This window comes from Qipengyuania pacifica (assembly GCF_019857205.1).
In the GTDB taxonomy this organism is placed as follows: Bacteria; Pseudomonadota; Alphaproteobacteria; order Sphingomonadales; family Sphingomonadaceae; genus Qipengyuania; species Qipengyuania pacifica.
On sequence record NZ_JAHWXO010000004.1, the window covers coordinates 43,026 to 59,841 of the forward strand.

Below are 16,816 nucleotides of genomic sequence, written 5' to 3' on the forward strand. Positions count from 1 at the left end.
GCGCGTAGATACATCGTCGGGCACTTTTACACTTCTTCGCGCATTAACTAGGCGAACCCGCAGATTCGCGCCGCTGGCACGCGAATTGCATCGCGGGGCGTTAAGAAACGGAGTGAGGCGCGCGTGCTGAAGAAGGTGAAACGGCTGTTCGTGATCAAGACGCGCTTCGAAGCCTATCTGATCATCTTCGCCCTGGCCCTTGGCGCAATGACCCGCGGCGCCGACTACACGCTGCAATATCCCGGCGTGGGGGGCTATCTGCTCTTCGCAGCGACATCGGGCGCAGTCTTCCTCGGCGGCGCGAAGATCCTCGACGCCTTGCGCTACGAACGCGAAGCGCAGGAAGCAGCGCCGGGTGACGCCAAGTCCGAATAAAGCCGATCGATGAAATGGGTGGGGGTTTCTGTTGCTAGCTACCCCCGGAGCCCCGGAATCCGCTTCTGTTGCCCGGTGGGTCCAACCGCGCTTTAGCTTTGTAAGATCAGGGCGTTAGCCCATCAGATTACGCTGCGAGAGCGAGTGCTTCGTTATCGTTGGCACTTGTGTGTTGTGAACAGTTTTACGGGTTACTCAGCCCGGGCGAAAACACTGCCTTTCAGCACACGTCGATCCTAGTTCGGCCCCGTCATAATCCGCCGGAAAAGGCGGTTTGTGGTGGAGCCGCCGGGTACTGCCCCCGGGTCCGTTGTACCTATTACACAGCGCAGTTTATCGCCATATCCGGCCGAAGCCGACAGCCCCTATATAGCGATGCGGAGCTTAATGTGAAGTGAGCGGAGCGCGCGTTTTGCCGTGGCAGTGTCGCGCCCCGCCCTTTCTTCGAACCTACCCCTTGGATGCAGGCCCTTGCCCTAAGGCCGCGCCGCCATCCTTGCGCAGTTCCGCCAGGATTTTCTTCAGCACGTCGAGTTCGGGATTCGTCGGCACGTCTGCGTTCTTCGAGCTGTCCTCGGTCGCAGCGGCCTTGCGCTGCATGTCTTCGGTGATCTTGTTCACGCTGCGAACGAGCATGAAGAGCGCAAAGGCGACGATGAAGAAATTGATCACGGCCGTGATGAGCGCGCCGTACCCGATCATTGCCACGCCTGCTTCCTTGAGCTGCTCGTAATTGTCGAGCGCGCCTTCGTAGCCTTCGGGTATCTCGCCCAGCTGCAGGAACCAGTTGGAAAAATCGATGTCACCGAAGATCCAGCCGATCAGCGGCATTATTATGGCTTCGGTCAGCTGCGTGACGATACCGCTGAAGGCGGCGCCGATCACGACACCGACTGCCAGATCGACAACATTTCCGCGCGCGACGAACTTCTTGAATTCTTTTCCCAGGCTCATGGCGGTATGATTCCCTTAACCCTTAAAACTGGCGCCTTCCCTGCCATGATGGTTTGGCAGTCACAAGCGGGCGTTAATCTTGAACCGGCGCCATGGTGTGCTATCTAGATAAAGCAGTACGTCCCCCGACTCCCTAAGAAGGATTCTTGAAATGAACCAATTCGCCGCTTTCCGTGCCTCGATCGTCGCCGCCGCTGCGTTGGCGATATCGGCCTGCGGGATCAACTCGGTGCCTGCTGCTGAAGAAACGGCAAAGGCCAAGTGGGCCGATGTGGAGGCCGCTTTCCAGGAACGCGCCAATCTGGTCCCCAACCTCGAACAGATCGTGATGAGCTCGGCTGAACAGGAGCGTGCAACGCTTGAATCGGTCATACAGGCCCGCGCATCCGCCACCCGTCCGGAAATCCAGCTCGATGGCAACGATCTGAGCGATGCGGACAAGATGGCCCAGTATCAGCAGGCGCAGAACACTTTCGGCGGCGCGCTGTCGCGGCTGATGGCCAATGTGGAAGCTTATCCCGAACTGCGCAGCCAGGACAATTTCGGCCGCTTCATGACCCAGATCGAAGGTCAGGAAAACCGGATCCGCGTCGCCATTCGCGACTATAACGAAGCGGTGCGCGCCTATAACACGACGATCCGCACCTTCCCCGATACCATCGGCGCCAACATCATTCACGGTGCAGAACCCATGGTTCCCTACGAAGCCGTGACGCAGGGTGCAGAAGTCGCTCCAACCCTGGACATGCGTTCGGATAGCAGCGCCGCAAACTGAGCGGCACAAACATGCGCCTGTTTCTCTCAGTAATCCTGCCCGTGGCGGCGGCGCTGGGCTTTGCCCTGCCCGCCGCTGCCCAGACCTTTCCTGAACGCGGCACTGCGCCGGTGGTGGACGCTGCGAACATCATCGATGACGCAACCGAAGCCGCTCTGACCGAAAAACTGGACGCGTTCGAGCAGCGCAGCCAGCGCCAGTTCGTGATCGCGACGATCCCCGATCTCGAGGGTTACGACATTTCCGACTATGGCTATCGCCTTGGCCGCGAATGGGCCTTGGGCGATGCGGAGCGTAATGACGGCATCATTCTGATCGTCGCTCCGAACGAGAAGAAAATGCGCGTCGAGGTCGGCTACGGCCTGGAGGGCGTCATCCCTGACGGGCTTGCTTTCGAATATGTCGAAGGGATGAAGCCATATTTCCGCGATGGCGACTATTCCGGCGGGATTAGCTGGGGTGCAGACCAGATCATCAAACAGCTCGAATTGCCTCCTGAAGAAGCGGCCAAGGTGGCCCAGCAGGTGAGCGAACAGCGCGAAAGCGACGGCGGCTTCCCCATCGGCGCGCTGATCTGGCTCGGCTTTATCTTTTTCTTCTTCGTCCTGCCCATGCTGAGTGGGCGCGGCCGGCGGCGGCGTTATCGCAAGGGACCGTGGGGCAATGCCGCACGCGACATCATTCTCTGGGAAGCCGGCAAGGCGATCGCACGCGGTCTCACCGATGACGACTGGGGCGGAGGCGGCGGCTTCGGCGGCGGCGGTGGCTTCGGCGGCGGCGGCTTTGGTGGCGGCGGCGGCAGTTTCGGGGGCGGTGGCGCCTCCGGGGGGTGGTAATGGGCTATCTTTCTCAATCCGATCACAAGATCGTATCCGATGCCGTCGCGGCGGCCGAACTTACCACCAGCGGCGAAATCGTGACCGTTCTGGCCGATCGCAGCGATGGCTATTCGGATGTCGTGCTGGTGTGGGCCGTGGCGCTGGCCTTCACGGCCATGAGCCTGTTTGCGGTGATCCCGCAGCCCTTCATGGATCTGTGGGATTCGCTCGTCGGTGGCTGGATGCACGAATGGACGACCGGCGAACTCGCCAGCATGACCATCGCCCTGGGGCTGGTCGCCTTCACGCTGGGATGGCTGTTGCTGAGCTGGGACCCGCTGCGCTTCGCCCTTACCCCCGGCCCGGTTAAGAGTGCCCGCGTTCACAGCAGCGCAATCAGGCATTTCAAAGTCGGCGCGGAACAGCGCACGCATGGCCGCACGGGCGTACTTCTCTATCTGTCCATGCGCGAACACCGCGCCGAAATCGTTGCCGACCAGCCCATTGCCGCAATTGTGCCGGCAGAAGTCTGGGGCGAAGCGATGGCGGACATGCTGGAAGAGCTCAAAGAAGGCCACATCGCCGAAAGCCTGGCCATCGGGGTACGCGACGTCGGCATGGTACTGTCAGAACATTTCCCGCGCGCCGATGACGACCGCAACGAGCTTCCCGACCGACTGATAGAAGTCTGACCATGCCCGTCCCCGATCACGATGCGGACGAGAAGATCGTCTGGCAGGGCAAATACATCACCGCCAAAACGCGCGGTCGATGGGAATATGTGGGTCGTCCCCGCAACATCCGCGCGGCGGTGATCCTTGCCGTCGACGAAGACGACCACGTGCTTCTGGTAGAGCAGTACCGGGTGCCGCTTGGCCGGCCCTGTATCGAGCTACCGGCGGGTCTCATCGGCGACGAGGCTGATTTCGAAGGCGAAGACCCTCTCGTTGCTGCCGGGCGGGAACTGGTAGAGGAAACGGGCTACCGCGCCGATGTGCTCGAAGATCTGGGCACGTTCTGGTCCTCTCCCGGAATGGTCAGCGAAAGCTTCACTCTGGTCCGCGCCAGCCAGCTGGCGAAGGTCGGCGAAGGCGGCGGGGTCGGCGGAGAGAACATCACCGTTCACCGTGTCGCCCTATCCGACATTGCCGCTTTTACCGCCGCCAAACGCGCCGATGGTTGCGGGATCGATGTGCGCGTGCTCTTGCTGCTGGGACAGGGAATATTGGCAGGAGAGTGACGATGGCAGGACGGTGTGCAGGCAAGCTGGCACTGGTGACAGGCGCGGCGCAGGGGCTCGGCCGGGCCCATGCAACCCGGCTGGCAGAAGAGGGCGCGCGGGTGCTGTGCACCGATATCAACGGTGATGGCGCTGCCGAAACCGCCTCGCTCATCAATGCGGATCTGGGTGACGGCACCGCCCATGCGATCCGGCACGACGTTACCGATCCCATTGACTGGGAAGCCGCCGTGGACGCTGCGCGCGAGAATATCGGCGGTCTCAACGTCCTGGTGAACAATGCCGGTATCGGCGTGGGCGGCAATATCGAGACCTGCGATTTCGACGATTGGAAGCGCTGCTTTGCGATCAATGTCGATTCCATTTTTCATGGCTGCCAGAAGGCGCTGCCGCTGATGCGCGAGCATGCACCCGGCTCGATCGTGAACATTTCCAGCATTGCGGGGCTGATCGCCAGCGACACCATGCCCGCCTACAACTCGTCCAAAGCCGCGGTCTGGATGCTGACTAAATCGATCGCGCTGCACTGTGCGAAGAAGAATATGCAGATCCGCTGCAATTCCGTGCACCCGACCTTCGTCGATACGCCGATCCTCGATGGCACGGCGCTCAATCACAATCTCGACAAGTCTGTCTTGCTGGAAAAGCTGGCGCGGCAAATTCCGCTCAAATTCGTGGGCGAGCCCAACGATATCGCCAATGCCGTGGTCTATCTCGCCAGCGACGAGAGCCGCTTCATGACCGGTGCGGAACTCAAGCTCGATGGCGGCATTTCCGCGATGTAAATCCGCGACTGCAGAATCAAGAGAGGGGCCATGCGGCCCCTCCCGGTTCTCTTTGTGTGAGCCACGGCCGGCACGAAAACCGGGACGGTTGGCGCGGGGCCGTGGTCAGTCTGCGATCAGTGCGATCGCCGGGTAAAGCAGGATGAAACTGCCAAATCCGAGCAGTGTTCCTGCGACGAAGCCAAGGCGGACCCAGGTGGCGTCGATGTCGAAATAGCGCGCGATACCGGAGCAGACCCCCATCATCTTGCCATTCGTGCGATCAAGCGCGAAGCTCTTGGCTGGACGGACGGCATCGTCCCCTTCGCGGAATTTCAGATTGCTCATGCGATAAGTCCATTGGGCGATGCAGGTACGATGGCGGTGGCGAAGAAGAGGGCTGAAAGGGCCAGTGAAAAGGCGGCTGCGAAGAGCTTGTGGCCGTTGTCAGAGTTGAACATGTTTTCCTCCTGAAGAATGTGGGCGGTTGGCCGATCAGGCGACGAGACCGGCGGGGCTTGCGGGGACGATGGCGGCGGCCATGAACATTGCCGAGACACCCAGGGCGAAGACGGCGGCGAGTGCACGGTTGCTGGCATATTCGAAGATGGACATTGTGTTGCTCCTTGATCCTTGGTTCGTTTTTCCCGGACCATCCGGGATGCCAAGTACTTTGCAACGGGTGTGCCAAACTCGAAAAATGGCGGAATTCCGTCAATTCTTCCTGAACCATGAGAGCAGACGTCGTTCACCAATCCGAAAGGTTGGGGAATTTCCCCAACTGTTGGAAATGATATGTTTTGAAGTGGCGGGCGTGGCGACGGCGCGCTATCGAACGCTCACCTCATGGCGCTCGATCGCATCTCCCTGACCGACTTTCGCAACCACGGTTCGACCGAACTGGGCGATACCGCGCAATTCAATCTGCTCGTGGGCGAAAACGGTGCGGGAAAGACCAATATTCTCGAAGCGCTTTCCCTGCTTGCCCCAGGGCGCGGCCTGCGCCGCGCTGCCTTGGGCGACATGGTCCGCAATGGCAGCGATGCTGGCTTCGGCGTGGGGGCCAGCCTGCTGCAGGATGGTGAAGCCGTACGGCTCGCCACATATTCGGAAAGCGCCAACCCGGGCCGCCGCCGCGTCCGGATAAACGGGGCGGAAAGCAGTGCGACCAGCCTCGGCGAATGGCTCGCGGTGACATGGCTCACTCCCGCCATGGATGGCTTGTTCACCGGCGCCGCCGGCGATCGCCGACGCTACTTGGACCGGCTGGCGCTTGCGCTCGAACCAGCGCATGCCAGTCATGCAGCCCGCTACGAAGGTGCCCTGCGCGAACGCAATCGCCTGTTATCCGACCTGCGAGAGCCTGAGAACGCTTGGCTCGATGCCATTGAAGCCCAAATGGTCCAACATGGCTCCGCCCTAATGGCAGGCCGCGCGCGCCTCGTTGAAACACTGGCGGTAAGGCTGGCGGAAATGCCTGCCGAACCGTTCGCTCGCCCCGCCCTTACCTATGCCCCGAGCGCGCCCGATCATTCGGATGGTCTATCGCAGGCGCTCTATGACAACCGCAAGCGCGACCGCGCCGCACAGCGCACCCTGCTTGGCCCGCATCGCGACGAGCTTGAAGTCATCCACGCAGCCAAGCGGGTCCCCGCTGCGCAAAGCTCGACAGGTGAACAGAAAGCGATGCTGGTCGCCATGACGTTGGCCCATGCCGGGCTGGCGGCACAAGGGCGAGCAGGTTTGCTCTTGCTGGACGAAGTGGCCGCGCATCTCGACCCCCTTCGCCGCGCCGCTCTTTTCGAACAATTGCGCAGCAGTGGAGCGCAGGTCTGGATGACTGGAACCGAGCCAGCCCCTTTCAGCAGCATAGCGACGGAATCTGCCGTCTGGGCCGTAACGGCAGGATCGGTGACGCGCGCCTAGGGCTTGGGCGGCAGCGCTTGTTCCACATCGCCCATGGTATCTCGCACAAGCGCCGCAATTCCATCGGCGGTGGGATGGATGCGGTCGTCGAGGAAGAGGCTACGGTCCTCATAGATGCTCTCGAGCCAGAACGGGATCAAAGCTGCATCGTATTGGCTGGCAAGCTCGCTATACAGGCTGTCGAACTGCTGCTGATATTCCGGCCCGTAATTCGGCGGCGCCCGCATACCCATCAGCAGGACAGGGATCTCTCGCTGGCTCAGTTCCTGCAGCATCGCTTCGAAATTGGCGCGTGTCTGTCCAGGCTGGATACCGCGCAGCATATCATTGCCGCCAAGTTCGAGGATGACGAGATCGGGTTTGACCTCCTGCGCATCGAGCGTGAAGGCCAGCCGTTGCAGACCGGCTGCACTGGTATCTCCCGAAACGCCGGCATCGATCACCCGCGCGTTGATTCCGTCCTTGCGCAGCGCGTCTTCAAGCTGTTCGGGATAGCCCTCGTTCTCTTCCAGCCCATAGCCTGCGAACAGGCTGTCGCCGAAAGCCAGTATCCGCCTCTCCGGCCCTTCGACAGCGATATCGGCCGCAGGGGTTTGCTGGCTCGCTTCCGCTTCTGTTGATGGCGCCGCATCTTGCGCGCCGCCGCAAGCGGACAGTGCCATGGCGGCGAACAGGATCGACAAATGCCGCAAACGCATCGGCGAGTTTCCTTGTGCAGTTTTCCGCTCCATGCCATCGCAGTACCGTGACGAACTCTCAAGCAGCGATTTCCGCCCGCAACCTCACCCTGACCCTCGGCTCCAGCGATGCTCCCGTCGAAATCCTTCGCGGGATCGATCTCGACATTGCGCGTGGATCGACCGTCGCATTGCTTGGCCCTTCCGGCTCGGGCAAAAGCTCGCTGATGGCCGTTCTTTCCGGCCTCGAGCGTGCCAGCGGAGGAACCCTGCTCGTGGCGGGCGAAGATTTCGCGACGCTGGACGAGGACGCCCTTGCACATGCCCGGCGCGGGCGCATTGGCATCGTGTTGCAGGCGTTCCACCTGTTACCGACCATGACCGCGCTGGAAAACGTCGCCACCCCGATGGAACTGGCTGGGGAACGCGACGCCCAGGCGCGGGCCAAAGCGGAACTCGAAGCGGTTGGCCTTGGCCACAGGCTGGATCATTACCCTCAGCAATTGTCGGGCGGCGAACAGCAGCGCGTCGCCATCGCCCGCGCGATCGCCCCGCGTCCCGACCTGATCTTCGCCGATGAACCTACCGGCAATCTCGATGCCGCCACGGGTCACGAAATCGTGGAACTTCTCTTCCACCGCCGCGCCGAAACCGGGGCGACGTTGCTCGTCATTACGCACGATCCTGAACTTGCCGAGCATTGCGAGCGCGTGCTGCAGCTCGGTGATGGTCGCATCGCCAGCGACACTGCGGCGTGACCTGGGCGATTGCCTGGCGGATCGCGCGACGCGATCTCAACGCTCGCTTTCGCGGCTTGCGCCTGCTGCTGGTTTGTCTGTTTCTCGGCACGGGAGCATTGGCGGCGATCGGATCGCTGACTGCAGCGATCGAGCGCGAGATCGAAACCAACGGCCGGACCTATCTCGGCGGCGATCTGCAGATCGAACTCTGGCAGCGTGATCTCACCAATGAAGAACGCGCTGCACTCGCTCAGCTCGGCGATGTTTCAGCCGGAACCCGCATGCAGGCCATGGCGCGATTTGGCGAGCAGGCCGCGCCGATCGAACTTAAGGCCGTCGATAAGGCCTATCCGCTTTATGGTGATTTGACCCTCGAGGACGGCCGTACGGTGGGCGCTCCAGGTTCCGATGAAGCCTGGCTGTCGCAGGGTGCAGCCGATCGCTTGGGCGTCGCGCCGGGCGACACTATCGACATCGGCACGGAGAAGTTGTCGATCGGCGGGATCATCGCCGATGAACCCGATCGTCTCGGCGAAGGTTTTCAATTGGGTCCGACGATCATCGTGGCAGAGGATCTCCCCATCCGCGCCGGGCTGATCGCGCCAGGATCGATGTATCAGTCCAAGACTAGGGTTCGTTTCACGCAAAGCCGCGATACCGAGGCGGTCGGCGAAGAACTGAAGCAGCAATTTCCCGACGCCGGTTTCGATATCGACACCGCGGACCGCGCCGCACCCGGCACCGACCGGTTCGTGGACCGCATGAGCGAGTTTCTGACGCTTGTCGGCCTCGCGGCACTGGTCATTGCCGGTATCGGTATCGGAGGCGGCGTCACATCCTATCTCGACGCGCGCAGGCAGGGGATCGCCACCCTCAAGATCCTCGGCGCGACCAGCAATGACATCGCGCGTATCTACGCACTGCAAATCGTCGCCGCTACGCTGGCGGGCAGCCTTGCGGGAATTGCCGCCGGCATTGCCATCGTTCCGCTTCTGGCAACGGCGTTGCAGGGTCTGCTGCCCGTTTCCAGCGGAGTGATCATCGATCCCGGCGCGATCGTGTTGGCATTGGCCTATGGCATGCTGGTGGCGCTGGTATTCGCGGCCCCGCCCTTGCTGCGCGCACGCAATTTCCCGGCCATGGCGCTGATGCGCGCCCGCGTCGCGCCGCTGGCGCGCGATCCCCGCGCACTGGCTTTGGTCGGCGGTGGTCTCGCTGCCATCGTCACCCTCGCCTTGCTGACATCCGACAACCCTATGCTTTCGGGCAGCTTCCTGGCCGGAGCCGCCGCCATACTCGGCCTGCTCGCCTTGCTCGGCCTTGGCATTCGCCGGCTCGCAGCCGCCCTTCCCCGGCCGCGCAACCCGGTCGCGCGCAATGCGCTTGCCAACCTGCATCGCCCGGGCTCATCCACCGGCGCGCTGGTAACCGCCCTCGGTTTCGGACTTTCGGCCTTTGTCCTGCTGGCAGCGGTTCAGAGCGCCATCGACGGCAATATCGCCAAACGCGTGCCGGACCGTGCGCCCGACTATTTCGTGCTCGATATCCCGCGCGACCAGGTGGACGAATTCGAGACGTTGGTCCGCAATGCCGATCCGGGCGCAAGCTGGCGCATGGTCCCCGCGCTGCGTGGCTCCGTGCTCGCATTCGGCTCTGAAGGGGCAATGACCCGCACCGCTGATCTGGACGAAATTCCGGACGGCGCGTGGGCCCTGCGCGGGGAACGCGGCCTGACCTATGCCGATCGTCTGCCGGAAGGCAACGAGTTGACCGAAGGCACGTGGTGGGGCCCAATGTATGCGGGCGAGCCGCTGGTTTCGGTCGACGAGGATTTTGCCGACGCCGCAGGCCTGAAGGTCGGCGACATGCTGACCTTTGGCGTACTCGGCGTAGATCGGACCGCCCGCATCGCCAATCTGCGCCGCATCGACTGGGAAAGCATGGGCTTCAACTACGTCTTCGTGCTCAGTCCCAACGCCCTTCAGGATGCACCGCATAATCTCGCGGCGACCGTCGAACTCAGCCGGGGCACGCCGACCGGTCCACTTCTGCAATCGCTGGTGGCCGCCCTCCCCTCGACTTCGGTGATCGAGGTTGGCGGTGTGCTGGAACAGGCGCGGACCATCCTGGAACAGGTCGGCTTTGCCACGCTCGCCGCCGCCAGCGTCGCGGTCCTCGCCGGTCTTGCCGTTCTGCTGGGCGCCATTGCCGCCGCGCGCGCGGCGCGGACGTACGATACCGTCATCCTGAGGGTGCTAGGTGCCGATCGCCGCCAGATCATTGCTATGCAATTGATTGAATACGTCGCCTTGGCGGCAACGCTTGCGGTCGTGGCGCTTGGCATTGGCAGCCTTGCTGCATGGCTGGTCATCACGCAGTTGTTCGAATTCGACTGGCTGCCGGATTGGGGCCAAGTGCTCGCTGTGCTTGGCCTCGGCGTCTTCGTCGTTCTGGCCTTCGCTCTTGGCGCTTCGATGCCGCTACTGCGTGCCAAACCTGCGCAGGCGTTGCGAGACCTCTAAGAGCCAATGCGATCCAAAAAAAAGCCCCGCGAGAACGCGGGGCTCTAAGATAAAGCGCTCGGTGCAATGCACGAGCCCTTCGGGTCGCATCTGCGATATATCACGCATCCAGCTGGACTACCGCGTAATGCGTATATGCTGTGCCGAAATGGGACAAAAGAAAAAGGGGGCCACGCGGGCCCCCTTCTCCATTCCAATTTTTCCCGCGATCAGAAGCGATAGCGAACCGTGGCGCCGTAGGTGCGCGGCTGGTTGGGATAGCCCGAGATCGTACCCGGCTGTGCAACACCCGGGAAGATCTGCGACAGATAGCGCTGATTGGTCAGATTACGGACAAAACCGCTGATTTCGAACCCGTTTTCGAGCGCGAGGGTCAGCGACCCGTTTACCTGATTCACTTCACGACGATAGTTGCGCGCAAGGGCGATCGGATCCGGAGCGTCGGGTACGCCGTCGATGATCTGAGTGTTGCTTTCGTGATAATAGTCCAGGCGGCCAATCAGCAGATTGCCCGTATTGCCGAACTCGTGTGTGTAGGTTGCCGAAGTCGCAATGGTGAATTCCGGAACACCGGCGACCTGCTGCCCGGAAAGGTCACCAACGACCGATCCGGGGAAGCTGTCATACTTCGAATCCAGATAGGTCAGTGCGAAGGTGAACACGAGCGGATCGATCGGCGTGAGCGTCGAATCGAATTCGAAACCACGGACCGACTGCGATCCGGCGTTGACCAGCGCGAAACCTGTCCCGGTGAAGGCGTTCGACTGGAAACCGTCGATGGTCTGATCGAACAGTGCCAGGTTAAAGGCCATCCGGTCGAAATCGGCCTTGAGGCCCACTTCGTAAACTTCCGATTCCTCCGGAGCCGCGAAGCGCGAGCCAGTGGAAAGGTTCGGCACCGCAATACCGGCATCGCGGATCGGCGAAGATGGCGCGAGGATGGTCGAACCGAAAGGACCAGGCGTGTAATCGGCGTTGGTCGGGCGGCTGTCGCGTGACAGGTTGACCGAGCTGGCCTTGAAGCCCGTCGCATAGGTGAAATATGCATTCAAGCGATCGCTGACATCGTAAGCCACACGAAGCGTGTAGCTCAGATTGTCATCATTCGTCCTGCCCGGCTCTACTGCGTTGGGCACCGCCAGGAACGGCGGCAGGAACTGCAGCGCCTGGAGGGGGAGCAACTGGTTACAGGCGGGCGGCGGCGAACCGGCCGAGCACGGCGTGGTCGCAATCGCTGCGATTTGCTGGAAGCCGGCCGGCTGGGCAGCAGCGAACTGCTGGATCACGCCGGGCGTCACCTGTGAGGTGGGGATCTGCAGCGCCTGCGCGATACCGCCAACGATGACAGCATCGACGAAGTTCACATTCGCCAGCGGATCGAAGGAGTCCTGACGGAGCGAGAAATCCTTCCTGTCGTCGGTGTAGTTGAAGCCGGCGGTGAGGGTCAGGCGATCCGTCACTTCGAAATCGACCTGCCCGAAGACCGAGTAGGATTCGTTATCAAGCGTGAAGAATTCTCGGGTCGAAGGGCCTTCTGCAAAGGTAGCGCCGACCGGAATGCCGAGCTGCGATTCAACGAAGGACAGCGTGCCGGGAGTGCCGCCACCTGCCAGCAGATCGAAGAACGCGCGTGCATCTTCGCCATTGTCGAGACCGCTGTTCTGCTTTGCCTTCTCGTTGAAGTAATAGCCGCCGAGCAGGAAGTTCACCGGACCGTCGAAGTCGGAAGCGACGCGCAGTTCCTGCGTGAAGGTGTCGACCGCCTGGTTGCGGAACTCGCTGACCACGGCCGCGCTGGAGAAGTCCACGTCCTGCTGGTTGAACGCGCGCAGTTCGCGATAGGCCGTGATCGACGTCAGCGTCAAAGAGCCGAGGTCGAGGTCGGCCTGAACCGAACCACCGTAGTTCTCGATGTCGTTGACCGGCAGCGTGTCGAGGAAGGCACGGTCGGAAAACACATCTTCAACTGCCAACTGGCCGCCAACGGCGAACAGCAGCGGAACGGTCGGACCGGCAAGAACGTTGCCGGCATAGCAGCACAGTTCGTCGATCTTGGAATAGTCGCCGATCGCGCGAATCCTAAGCGGGCCACCATTGTCGAACAGCAACTGGCCGCGAACGACGTAGCGATCGCGTTCGTTGATCTTCTCATCGAGGTTCACGACGTCGACGAAACCGTCGCGCTTGTTGTAGGTGCCGTCGAGAGAGAAAGCGATCGAGTCAGTCAGCGGGCCGGTAATGTCGGCCTTGGCGACGATCTGGTCAAAATTGCCGTAGGTGAAGCTGGCCGAACCGCCGAACTCGAACTGCGGCTCACGGGTAACGACCGAGATGACGCCGGCGCTGGCGTTCTTGCCGAACAGCGTGTTCTGCGGTCCGCGCAGCACTTCGATGCGGCTCACATTGGCGAGGTCGTTGATCGAGGATGCCGAGCGCGAACGATAGACGCCGTCGATGAATACACCGACGGACGGTTCGATACCGACGTTGTTGGCGCCGTTGCCGAAGCCGCGAATGATGAAGGTGGTGTTCGCCGAGCTCTGAAGCTGGCTGACGCGCAGCGACGGGGCCACGGTCTGAAGGTCCTGCAAGTCGCGGATTTCCGCACGCTCCAGCGTTTCGCCGCTGGTGACGCTGACCGAGACGGGCGTTTCCTGAAGGGTCTGTTCGCGCTTGGTGGCGGTAACGATGATGACATTGCCGGTCGAGGCATCGGCAGCATCGGGGATGTTATCGCCGTCGCTGTCGGTCTGCTGCTGGACCTCTTCCAGATCTGTATCTTGTGCCGAAACGCTCGCCGGGATGGCTACAGCAGCTACCCCTGCAAGCATGACGGTACGGACGGTCGCGGTGCGGCCGAAAGCGGTGAATTTCATGAAAGGTCCTCTTCTCTCAAGACGTATCTTGGTCCGCTGCGCGGCTCCCAAAATGCGCGCATGCAAGGGCGCAACTACCAGACTCCCCCGCCCTCTCAAGCATTTAGCGGACCAACGCCATAGCTGACTCGACGACTGTGCCTTTCGCGCTACACCGCAACACCTTGCCGCATTGCAGCATCTCCGCTAGGGGCGCGACCGAAACAAGCAGTGCCACTGGGCGTTGACGCTACGGCACCCTAATCGAAAGCACACTTCATGTCCCGCGACCTGCGCAACGTGGCGATCATCGCCCACGTCGACCATGGCAAGACCACTCTTGTCGATCAGCTTTTCCGCCAGTCCGGCACCTTCCGCGAAAACCAGCGCGTGGAAGAACGCGCGATGGATTCGAACGACCTGGAAAAAGAACGCGGGATCACGATCCTTGCAAAGTGCACCAGCGTCGAGTGGAACGGAAAGCGCATCAATATCGTCGATACCCCGGGCCACGCCGACTTCGGCGCCGAGGTCGAGCGTATCCTTTCGATGGTCGATGGCGTCATCCTGCTGGTCGACAGCGCCGAAGGCCCAATGCCGCAGACCAAGTTCGTTACCGGCAAGGCACTCGCCCTCGGTCTGCGTCCGATCGTCGTGGTCAACAAGATCGACCGTGGCGATGCGCGTCCCCAGGAAGTTCTCGACGAAGTCTTCGATCTCTTCGCTTCGCTCGATGCCAATGACGACCAACTCGATTTCCCCAGCCTGTGGGCTTCGGGCCGCGATGGCTATGCCAGCGATGACGAACACGCCCGCGACGGCAATCTCGAACCGCTGTTCCAGTTGATCGTCGACCACGTACCCGCGCCGGGCCTCGATGCGGAAGCGCCTTTCAGCTTCCTCGCCACTCTGCTCGACCGCGATAATTTCATGGGCCGTGTTCTGACCGGACGCGTTCAGTCGGGCAAATTGAATGTCAACGATCCGATCCATGCGCTCGATTCACAGGGCAATGTGATCGAAGTCGGCCGCGCGACGAAGCTGCTGAGCTTCGATGGCCTCGACCGCGTACCGGTCGATAGCGCCGAAGCGGGCGACATCATCGCTCTTGCAGGTCTGGAAAAAGCCACGGTGTCGAACACCGTCGCAGATCCGAGCGTAAAGACGCCGATCGAAGCGCAGCCGATCGATCCGCCCACGCTCGCCATGCAGTTCTCGGTCAATGACAGCCCCCTCGCCGGTCGCGAAGGCAGCAAGGTCACCAGCCGCATGATCCGCGATCGCCTTTACCGCGAAGCGGAAACCAATGTCGCCATCCGCATTACGGAAAGCGAAGACAAGGACAGTTTCGAAGTCGCCGGTCGCGGCGAACTCCAGCTCGGCGTGCTCATCGAAACGATGCGCCGCGAAGGGTTCGAACTCGGCATCAGCCGCCCACGCGTGCTGTTCCGCACCGAGGATGGTCAGCGTATGGAACCGTTCGAAACGGTCGTCATCGACGTGGACGACGAACACTCCGGCACCGTCGTAGAGAAGATGCAGCGCCGCAAGGCAGAGCTTACCGAGATGCGCCCGTCGGGCCAGGGCAAGACGCGCATCACCTTCTCCGCTCCCAGCCGCGGCCTTATCGGCTACCACGGCGAATTCCTGTCCGACACGCGCGGCACGGGCATCATGAACCGCCTGTTCGAGAAGTACGATACCTATCGCGGCCCTATCGAAGGACGCCAGAACGGCGTGCTTATCTCGATGGTCCCGGGTGAAGCAGTCCCCTATGCGCTTAACGCGCTGGAAGACCGCGGCGAATTGTTCATCCGTGGCGGCGCCAAGATCTATGAAGGCATGATCATCGGCGAAAATGCCAAGCCGGACGATCTCGAAGTGAACCCGATGAAGTCGAAGCAGCTCACGAACTTCCGTTCGACCGGCAAAGACGACGCCATCCGCCTGACTCCTCCCCGCGTCATGACGCTGGAACAGGCCATCGCCTATATCGATGACGACGAAATGGTCGAAGTCACGCCCGAGAGCATTCGCCTGCGCAAGGCGATCCTCGATCCGCATGAACGCAAGCGCGCCAAGCGCGCAGCGCAGAGCTAAGCTCTTCGCCGACGCTGCCGTCGGCATCGGCTACGGAAAGTAGCGCGGCGGCAGCAGCAAATCGGGCATACAAAAAGGGCGGCCGCAGCGATGCGACCGCCCTTTCTATTTTAGCTTGTGACCTGGATCAGAAGCGGAAGTTGAGACCCGCACGGAACGAGTTCACTTCGAGCTGACGTCCGGTCGAACGCAGGTTCGTTTCGCCCGAGTCGAGCAGAAACGGGTTGGTTGCAGGAGCCGAACCGGCGCCGACTACAACGTAATAATCGTCCTTTTCGAAGTGGGTACGAAGGTATTCCACGTTCAGGCTGATGCTGTCGGTCAGGTAGATTTCTGCACCTGCGCCGTACTGTGCACCCCACAGCCACTCATCGCCGTTCACCGGGGTGAAGCTGTTGGCAGTGTTGGTCGTGGTGAATTCGTGATCGATCCGGCCATACGTCACACCACCGGTAGCGTAGAGAAGACCGCGGCCATCACCGGGCGAGATACCGAGGCGTGCGCGAAGAGCGCCAGCATAATCGATCTCACGGGCAATGGTATAGCTCGCAGGCGTCGTGCTGAACCCGGTGGTGTAATCGGTAGCGTTCGACTTCGAACCTTCCAGCACCACACCGGCTACGAACATGTCGCCGATGCGACGGTCCATACCGATCTTGATGGCGTAGCCCAGTTCCTGTTCATCGTCGCTGCAGGTCGGCGTAGCCGGACCGGCATTCGGCCGACCGTTGCACAGACCGGGCGAGAACGCATCTGCACCGGTAATGGTGCGCACGACATCGTTGTATTCACCGTCGCCGTCGGTGTCGAAAGCCAGACCTTCGTCCTTGCCATCGTCGATGGATTCGACGCTGAGCGTGCCGCCGACATAGACGCCGTTGAAGTAGTCCGGATTGCTGTCCTGCGCGAAGGCAGGCTGAGCGATTGCGCCCGCCAGAACGGCGGTTGCCAGAAGTGTCGATTTTTTCATTGAGAAACCCTGTAACTGTTTGACCCTGTTGCAACACAGACGCCCGAGGCTGGCCCGCGTTCCCTTGCTAAATGCAGCTTTTCTGAAGTGTCGCTTTCAA

The 16,816-nt window shown here is 61.5% G+C and carries 17 protein-coding genes and 1 other RNA gene; 10 read left to right on the forward strand and 8 right to left on the reverse strand.

What is annotated here, in order from left to right:
• Positions 1-123: 123 nt before the first annotated feature.
• Positions 124-375 (forward strand): hypothetical protein, encoded by a 252-nt coding sequence (locus KYK83_RS07540; RefSeq protein ID WP_222827782.1) that lies wholly within the window; start codon positions 124-126, stop codon positions 373-375.
• Between the two features lie 54 nt (positions 376-429).
• On the opposite strand, the gene ssrA is transcribed toward KYK83_RS07540, so the two are convergent.
• Both ssrA and mscL read right to left on the reverse strand, forming a co-directional pair.
• Positions 430-773: a transfer-messenger RNA gene (ssrA, locus tag KYK83_RS07545) on the reverse strand.
• A gap of 52 nt (positions 774-825) precedes the next feature.
• On the reverse strand, positions 826-1,329 hold the full coding sequence (gene mscL / locus KYK83_RS07550; protein ID WP_222827783.1) for a large conductance mechanosensitive channel protein MscL: 504 nt from the start codon (positions 1,327-1,329) through the stop codon (positions 826-828).
• A gap of 151 nt (positions 1,330-1,480) precedes the next feature.
• On the opposite strand from mscL, the gene KYK83_RS07555 reads away from it, so the two are divergent.
• Genes KYK83_RS07555 through KYK83_RS07575 form a run of 5 tightly spaced genes read left to right on the forward strand, consistent with a single transcriptional unit; the run spans position 1,481 to position 4,947 of the window.
• Entirely contained in the window at positions 1,481-2,104 is a 624-nt protein-coding gene (locus KYK83_RS07555) for a LemA family protein (protein ID WP_222827784.1), read from the forward strand.
• An 11-nt stretch (positions 2,105-2,115) separates the two neighbouring features.
• Positions 2,116-2,940 (forward strand): TPM domain-containing protein, encoded by an 825-nt coding sequence (locus KYK83_RS07560; protein ID WP_222827785.1) that lies wholly within the window; start codon positions 2,116-2,118, stop codon positions 2,938-2,940.
• Positions 2,940-3,614: a TPM domain-containing protein gene (locus tag KYK83_RS07565; RefSeq protein ID WP_103024310.1), complete on the forward strand. Its 675-nt coding sequence runs from the start codon at positions 2,940-2,942 to the stop codon at positions 3,612-3,614. The genes KYK83_RS07560 and KYK83_RS07565 overlap by 1 nt, the downstream gene beginning before the upstream one ends.
• Positions 3,615-3,616: 2 nt before the next feature.
• Positions 3,617-4,162 carry an NUDIX hydrolase gene (locus tag KYK83_RS07570; RefSeq protein WP_103024309.1) on the forward strand — a complete coding sequence of 182 codons (546 nt, stop codon included), beginning with the start codon at positions 3,617-3,619 and terminating at the stop codon, positions 4,160-4,162.
• A gap of 2 nt (positions 4,163-4,164) precedes the next feature.
• Positions 4,165-4,947, forward strand: coding sequence for an SDR family oxidoreductase (locus tag KYK83_RS07575; protein WP_103024308.1), 783 nt, complete (start codon positions 4,165-4,167; stop codon positions 4,945-4,947).
• Between the two features lie 105 nt (positions 4,948-5,052).
• Here KYK83_RS07575 and KYK83_RS07580 read toward each other — a convergent pair whose 3' ends face one another.
• The 3 genes from KYK83_RS07580 to KYK83_RS07590 are packed head-to-tail and all read right to left on the reverse strand — an operon-like array spanning position 5,053 to position 5,541.
• Positions 5,053-5,274: a PspC domain-containing protein gene (locus KYK83_RS07580; protein ID WP_222827786.1), complete on the reverse strand. Its 222-nt coding sequence runs from the start codon at positions 5,272-5,274 to the stop codon at positions 5,053-5,055.
• Positions 5,271-5,387, reverse strand: a complete 117-nt coding sequence (locus tag KYK83_RS07585) for a recombination protein F (protein WP_196845730.1) — start codon at positions 5,385-5,387, stop codon at positions 5,271-5,273. Before KYK83_RS07585 ends, KYK83_RS07580 begins: the two co-directional genes overlap by 4 nt.
• Before the next feature lie 34 nt (positions 5,388-5,421).
• Positions 5,422-5,541: a recombination protein F gene (locus tag KYK83_RS07590; protein WP_103024306.1), complete on the reverse strand. Its 120-nt coding sequence runs from the start codon at positions 5,539-5,541 to the stop codon at positions 5,422-5,424.
• A gap of 231 nt (positions 5,542-5,772) precedes the next feature.
• Between KYK83_RS07590 and recF the strand changes: the two genes are divergently transcribed.
• Positions 5,773-6,852 (forward strand): DNA replication/repair protein RecF, encoded by a 1,080-nt coding sequence (gene recF, locus KYK83_RS07595; protein ID WP_222827787.1) that lies wholly within the window; start codon positions 5,773-5,775, stop codon positions 6,850-6,852.
• On the opposite strand, the gene KYK83_RS07600 is transcribed toward recF, so the two are convergent.
• Positions 6,849-7,550, reverse strand: coding sequence for an arylesterase (locus KYK83_RS07600; RefSeq protein ID WP_222827788.1), 702 nt, complete (start codon positions 7,548-7,550; stop codon positions 6,849-6,851). The genes recF and KYK83_RS07600 overlap by 4 nt on opposite strands.
• A 47-nt stretch (positions 7,551-7,597) precedes the next feature.
• Here KYK83_RS07600 and KYK83_RS07605 point away from each other — a divergent pair, with 47 nt between their 5' ends.
• Together KYK83_RS07605 and KYK83_RS07610 are read left to right on the forward strand one after the other, a co-directional pair.
• Positions 7,598-8,287, forward strand: coding sequence for an ABC transporter ATP-binding protein (locus KYK83_RS07605; RefSeq protein ID WP_346729434.1), 690 nt, complete (start codon positions 7,598-7,600; stop codon positions 8,285-8,287).
• Positions 8,284-10,791 carry an ABC transporter permease gene (locus tag KYK83_RS07610; RefSeq protein WP_222827790.1) on the forward strand — a complete coding sequence of 836 codons (2,508 nt, stop codon included), beginning with the start codon at positions 8,284-8,286 and terminating at the stop codon, positions 10,789-10,791. The genes KYK83_RS07605 and KYK83_RS07610 overlap by 4 nt, the downstream gene beginning before the upstream one ends.
• A 209-nt stretch (positions 10,792-11,000) precedes the next feature.
• Here the strand turns inward: KYK83_RS07610 and KYK83_RS07615 are convergent, their stop codons facing one another.
• Positions 11,001-13,667 (reverse strand): TonB-dependent receptor, encoded by a 2,667-nt coding sequence (locus tag KYK83_RS07615; protein WP_222827791.1) that lies wholly within the window; start codon positions 13,665-13,667, stop codon positions 11,001-11,003.
• A gap of 258 nt (positions 13,668-13,925) precedes the next feature.
• Here KYK83_RS07615 and typA point away from each other — a divergent pair, with 258 nt between their 5' ends.
• A complete protein-coding gene (typA, locus tag KYK83_RS07620; protein WP_103024303.1) occupies positions 13,926-15,746 on the forward strand; it encodes a translational GTPase TypA in 1,821 nt (606 codons plus the stop codon).
• Between the two features lie 127 nt (positions 15,747-15,873).
• Here the strand turns inward: typA and KYK83_RS07625 are convergent, their stop codons facing one another.
• Positions 15,874-16,716 carry an outer membrane protein gene (locus KYK83_RS07625; RefSeq protein WP_103024302.1) on the reverse strand — a complete coding sequence of 281 codons (843 nt, stop codon included), beginning with the start codon at positions 16,714-16,716 and terminating at the stop codon, positions 15,874-15,876.
• Between the last annotated feature and the right edge of the window lie 100 nt (positions 16,717-16,816).

Excerpts from the sequence above, each read along its gene's own strand:
- KYK83_RS07590 (WP_103024306.1), bottom strand. The coding sequence starts at position 5,541 with ATGTCCATCTTCGAATATGCCAGCAACCGTGCACTCGCCGCCGTCTTC.
- KYK83_RS07585 (WP_196845730.1), bottom strand. The coding sequence starts at position 5,387 with ATGTTCAACTCTGACAACGGCCACAAGCTCTTCGCAGCCGCCTTTTCA.
- KYK83_RS07570 (WP_103024309.1), top strand. The coding sequence starts at position 3,617 with ATGCCCGTCCCCGATCACGATGCGGACGAGAAGATCGTCTGGCAGGGC.
- KYK83_RS07580 (WP_222827786.1), bottom strand. The coding sequence starts at position 5,274 with ATGAGCAATCTGAAATTCCGCGAAGGGGACGATGCCGTCCGTCCAGCC.
- recF (WP_222827787.1), top strand. The coding sequence starts at position 5,773 with ATGGCGCTCGATCGCATCTCCCTGACCGACTTTCGCAACCACGGTTCG.
- KYK83_RS07555 (WP_222827784.1), top strand. The coding sequence starts at position 1,481 with ATGAACCAATTCGCCGCTTTCCGTGCCTCGATCGTCGCCGCCGCTGCG.
- KYK83_RS07600 (WP_222827788.1), bottom strand. The coding sequence starts at position 7,550 with ATGCGTTTGCGGCATTTGTCGATCCTGTTCGCCGCCATGGCACTGTCC.
- KYK83_RS07560 (WP_222827785.1), top strand. The coding sequence starts at position 2,116 with ATGCGCCTGTTTCTCTCAGTAATCCTGCCCGTGGCGGCGGCGCTGGGC.
- KYK83_RS07575 (WP_103024308.1), top strand. The coding sequence starts at position 4,165 with ATGGCAGGACGGTGTGCAGGCAAGCTGGCACTGGTGACAGGCGCGGCG.
- typA (WP_103024303.1), top strand. The coding sequence starts at position 13,926 with ATGTCCCGCGACCTGCGCAACGTGGCGATCATCGCCCACGTCGACCAT.
- KYK83_RS07615 (WP_222827791.1), bottom strand. The coding sequence starts at position 13,667 with ATGAAATTCACCGCTTTCGGCCGCACCGCGACCGTCCGTACCGTCATG.
- KYK83_RS07625 (WP_103024302.1), bottom strand. The coding sequence starts at position 16,716 with ATGAAAAAATCGACACTTCTGGCAACCGCCGTTCTGGCGGGCGCAATC.
- KYK83_RS07565 (WP_103024310.1), top strand. The coding sequence starts at position 2,940 with ATGGGCTATCTTTCTCAATCCGATCACAAGATCGTATCCGATGCCGTC.
- mscL (WP_222827783.1), bottom strand. The coding sequence starts at position 1,329 with ATGAGCCTGGGAAAAGAATTCAAGAAGTTCGTCGCGCGCGGAAATGTT.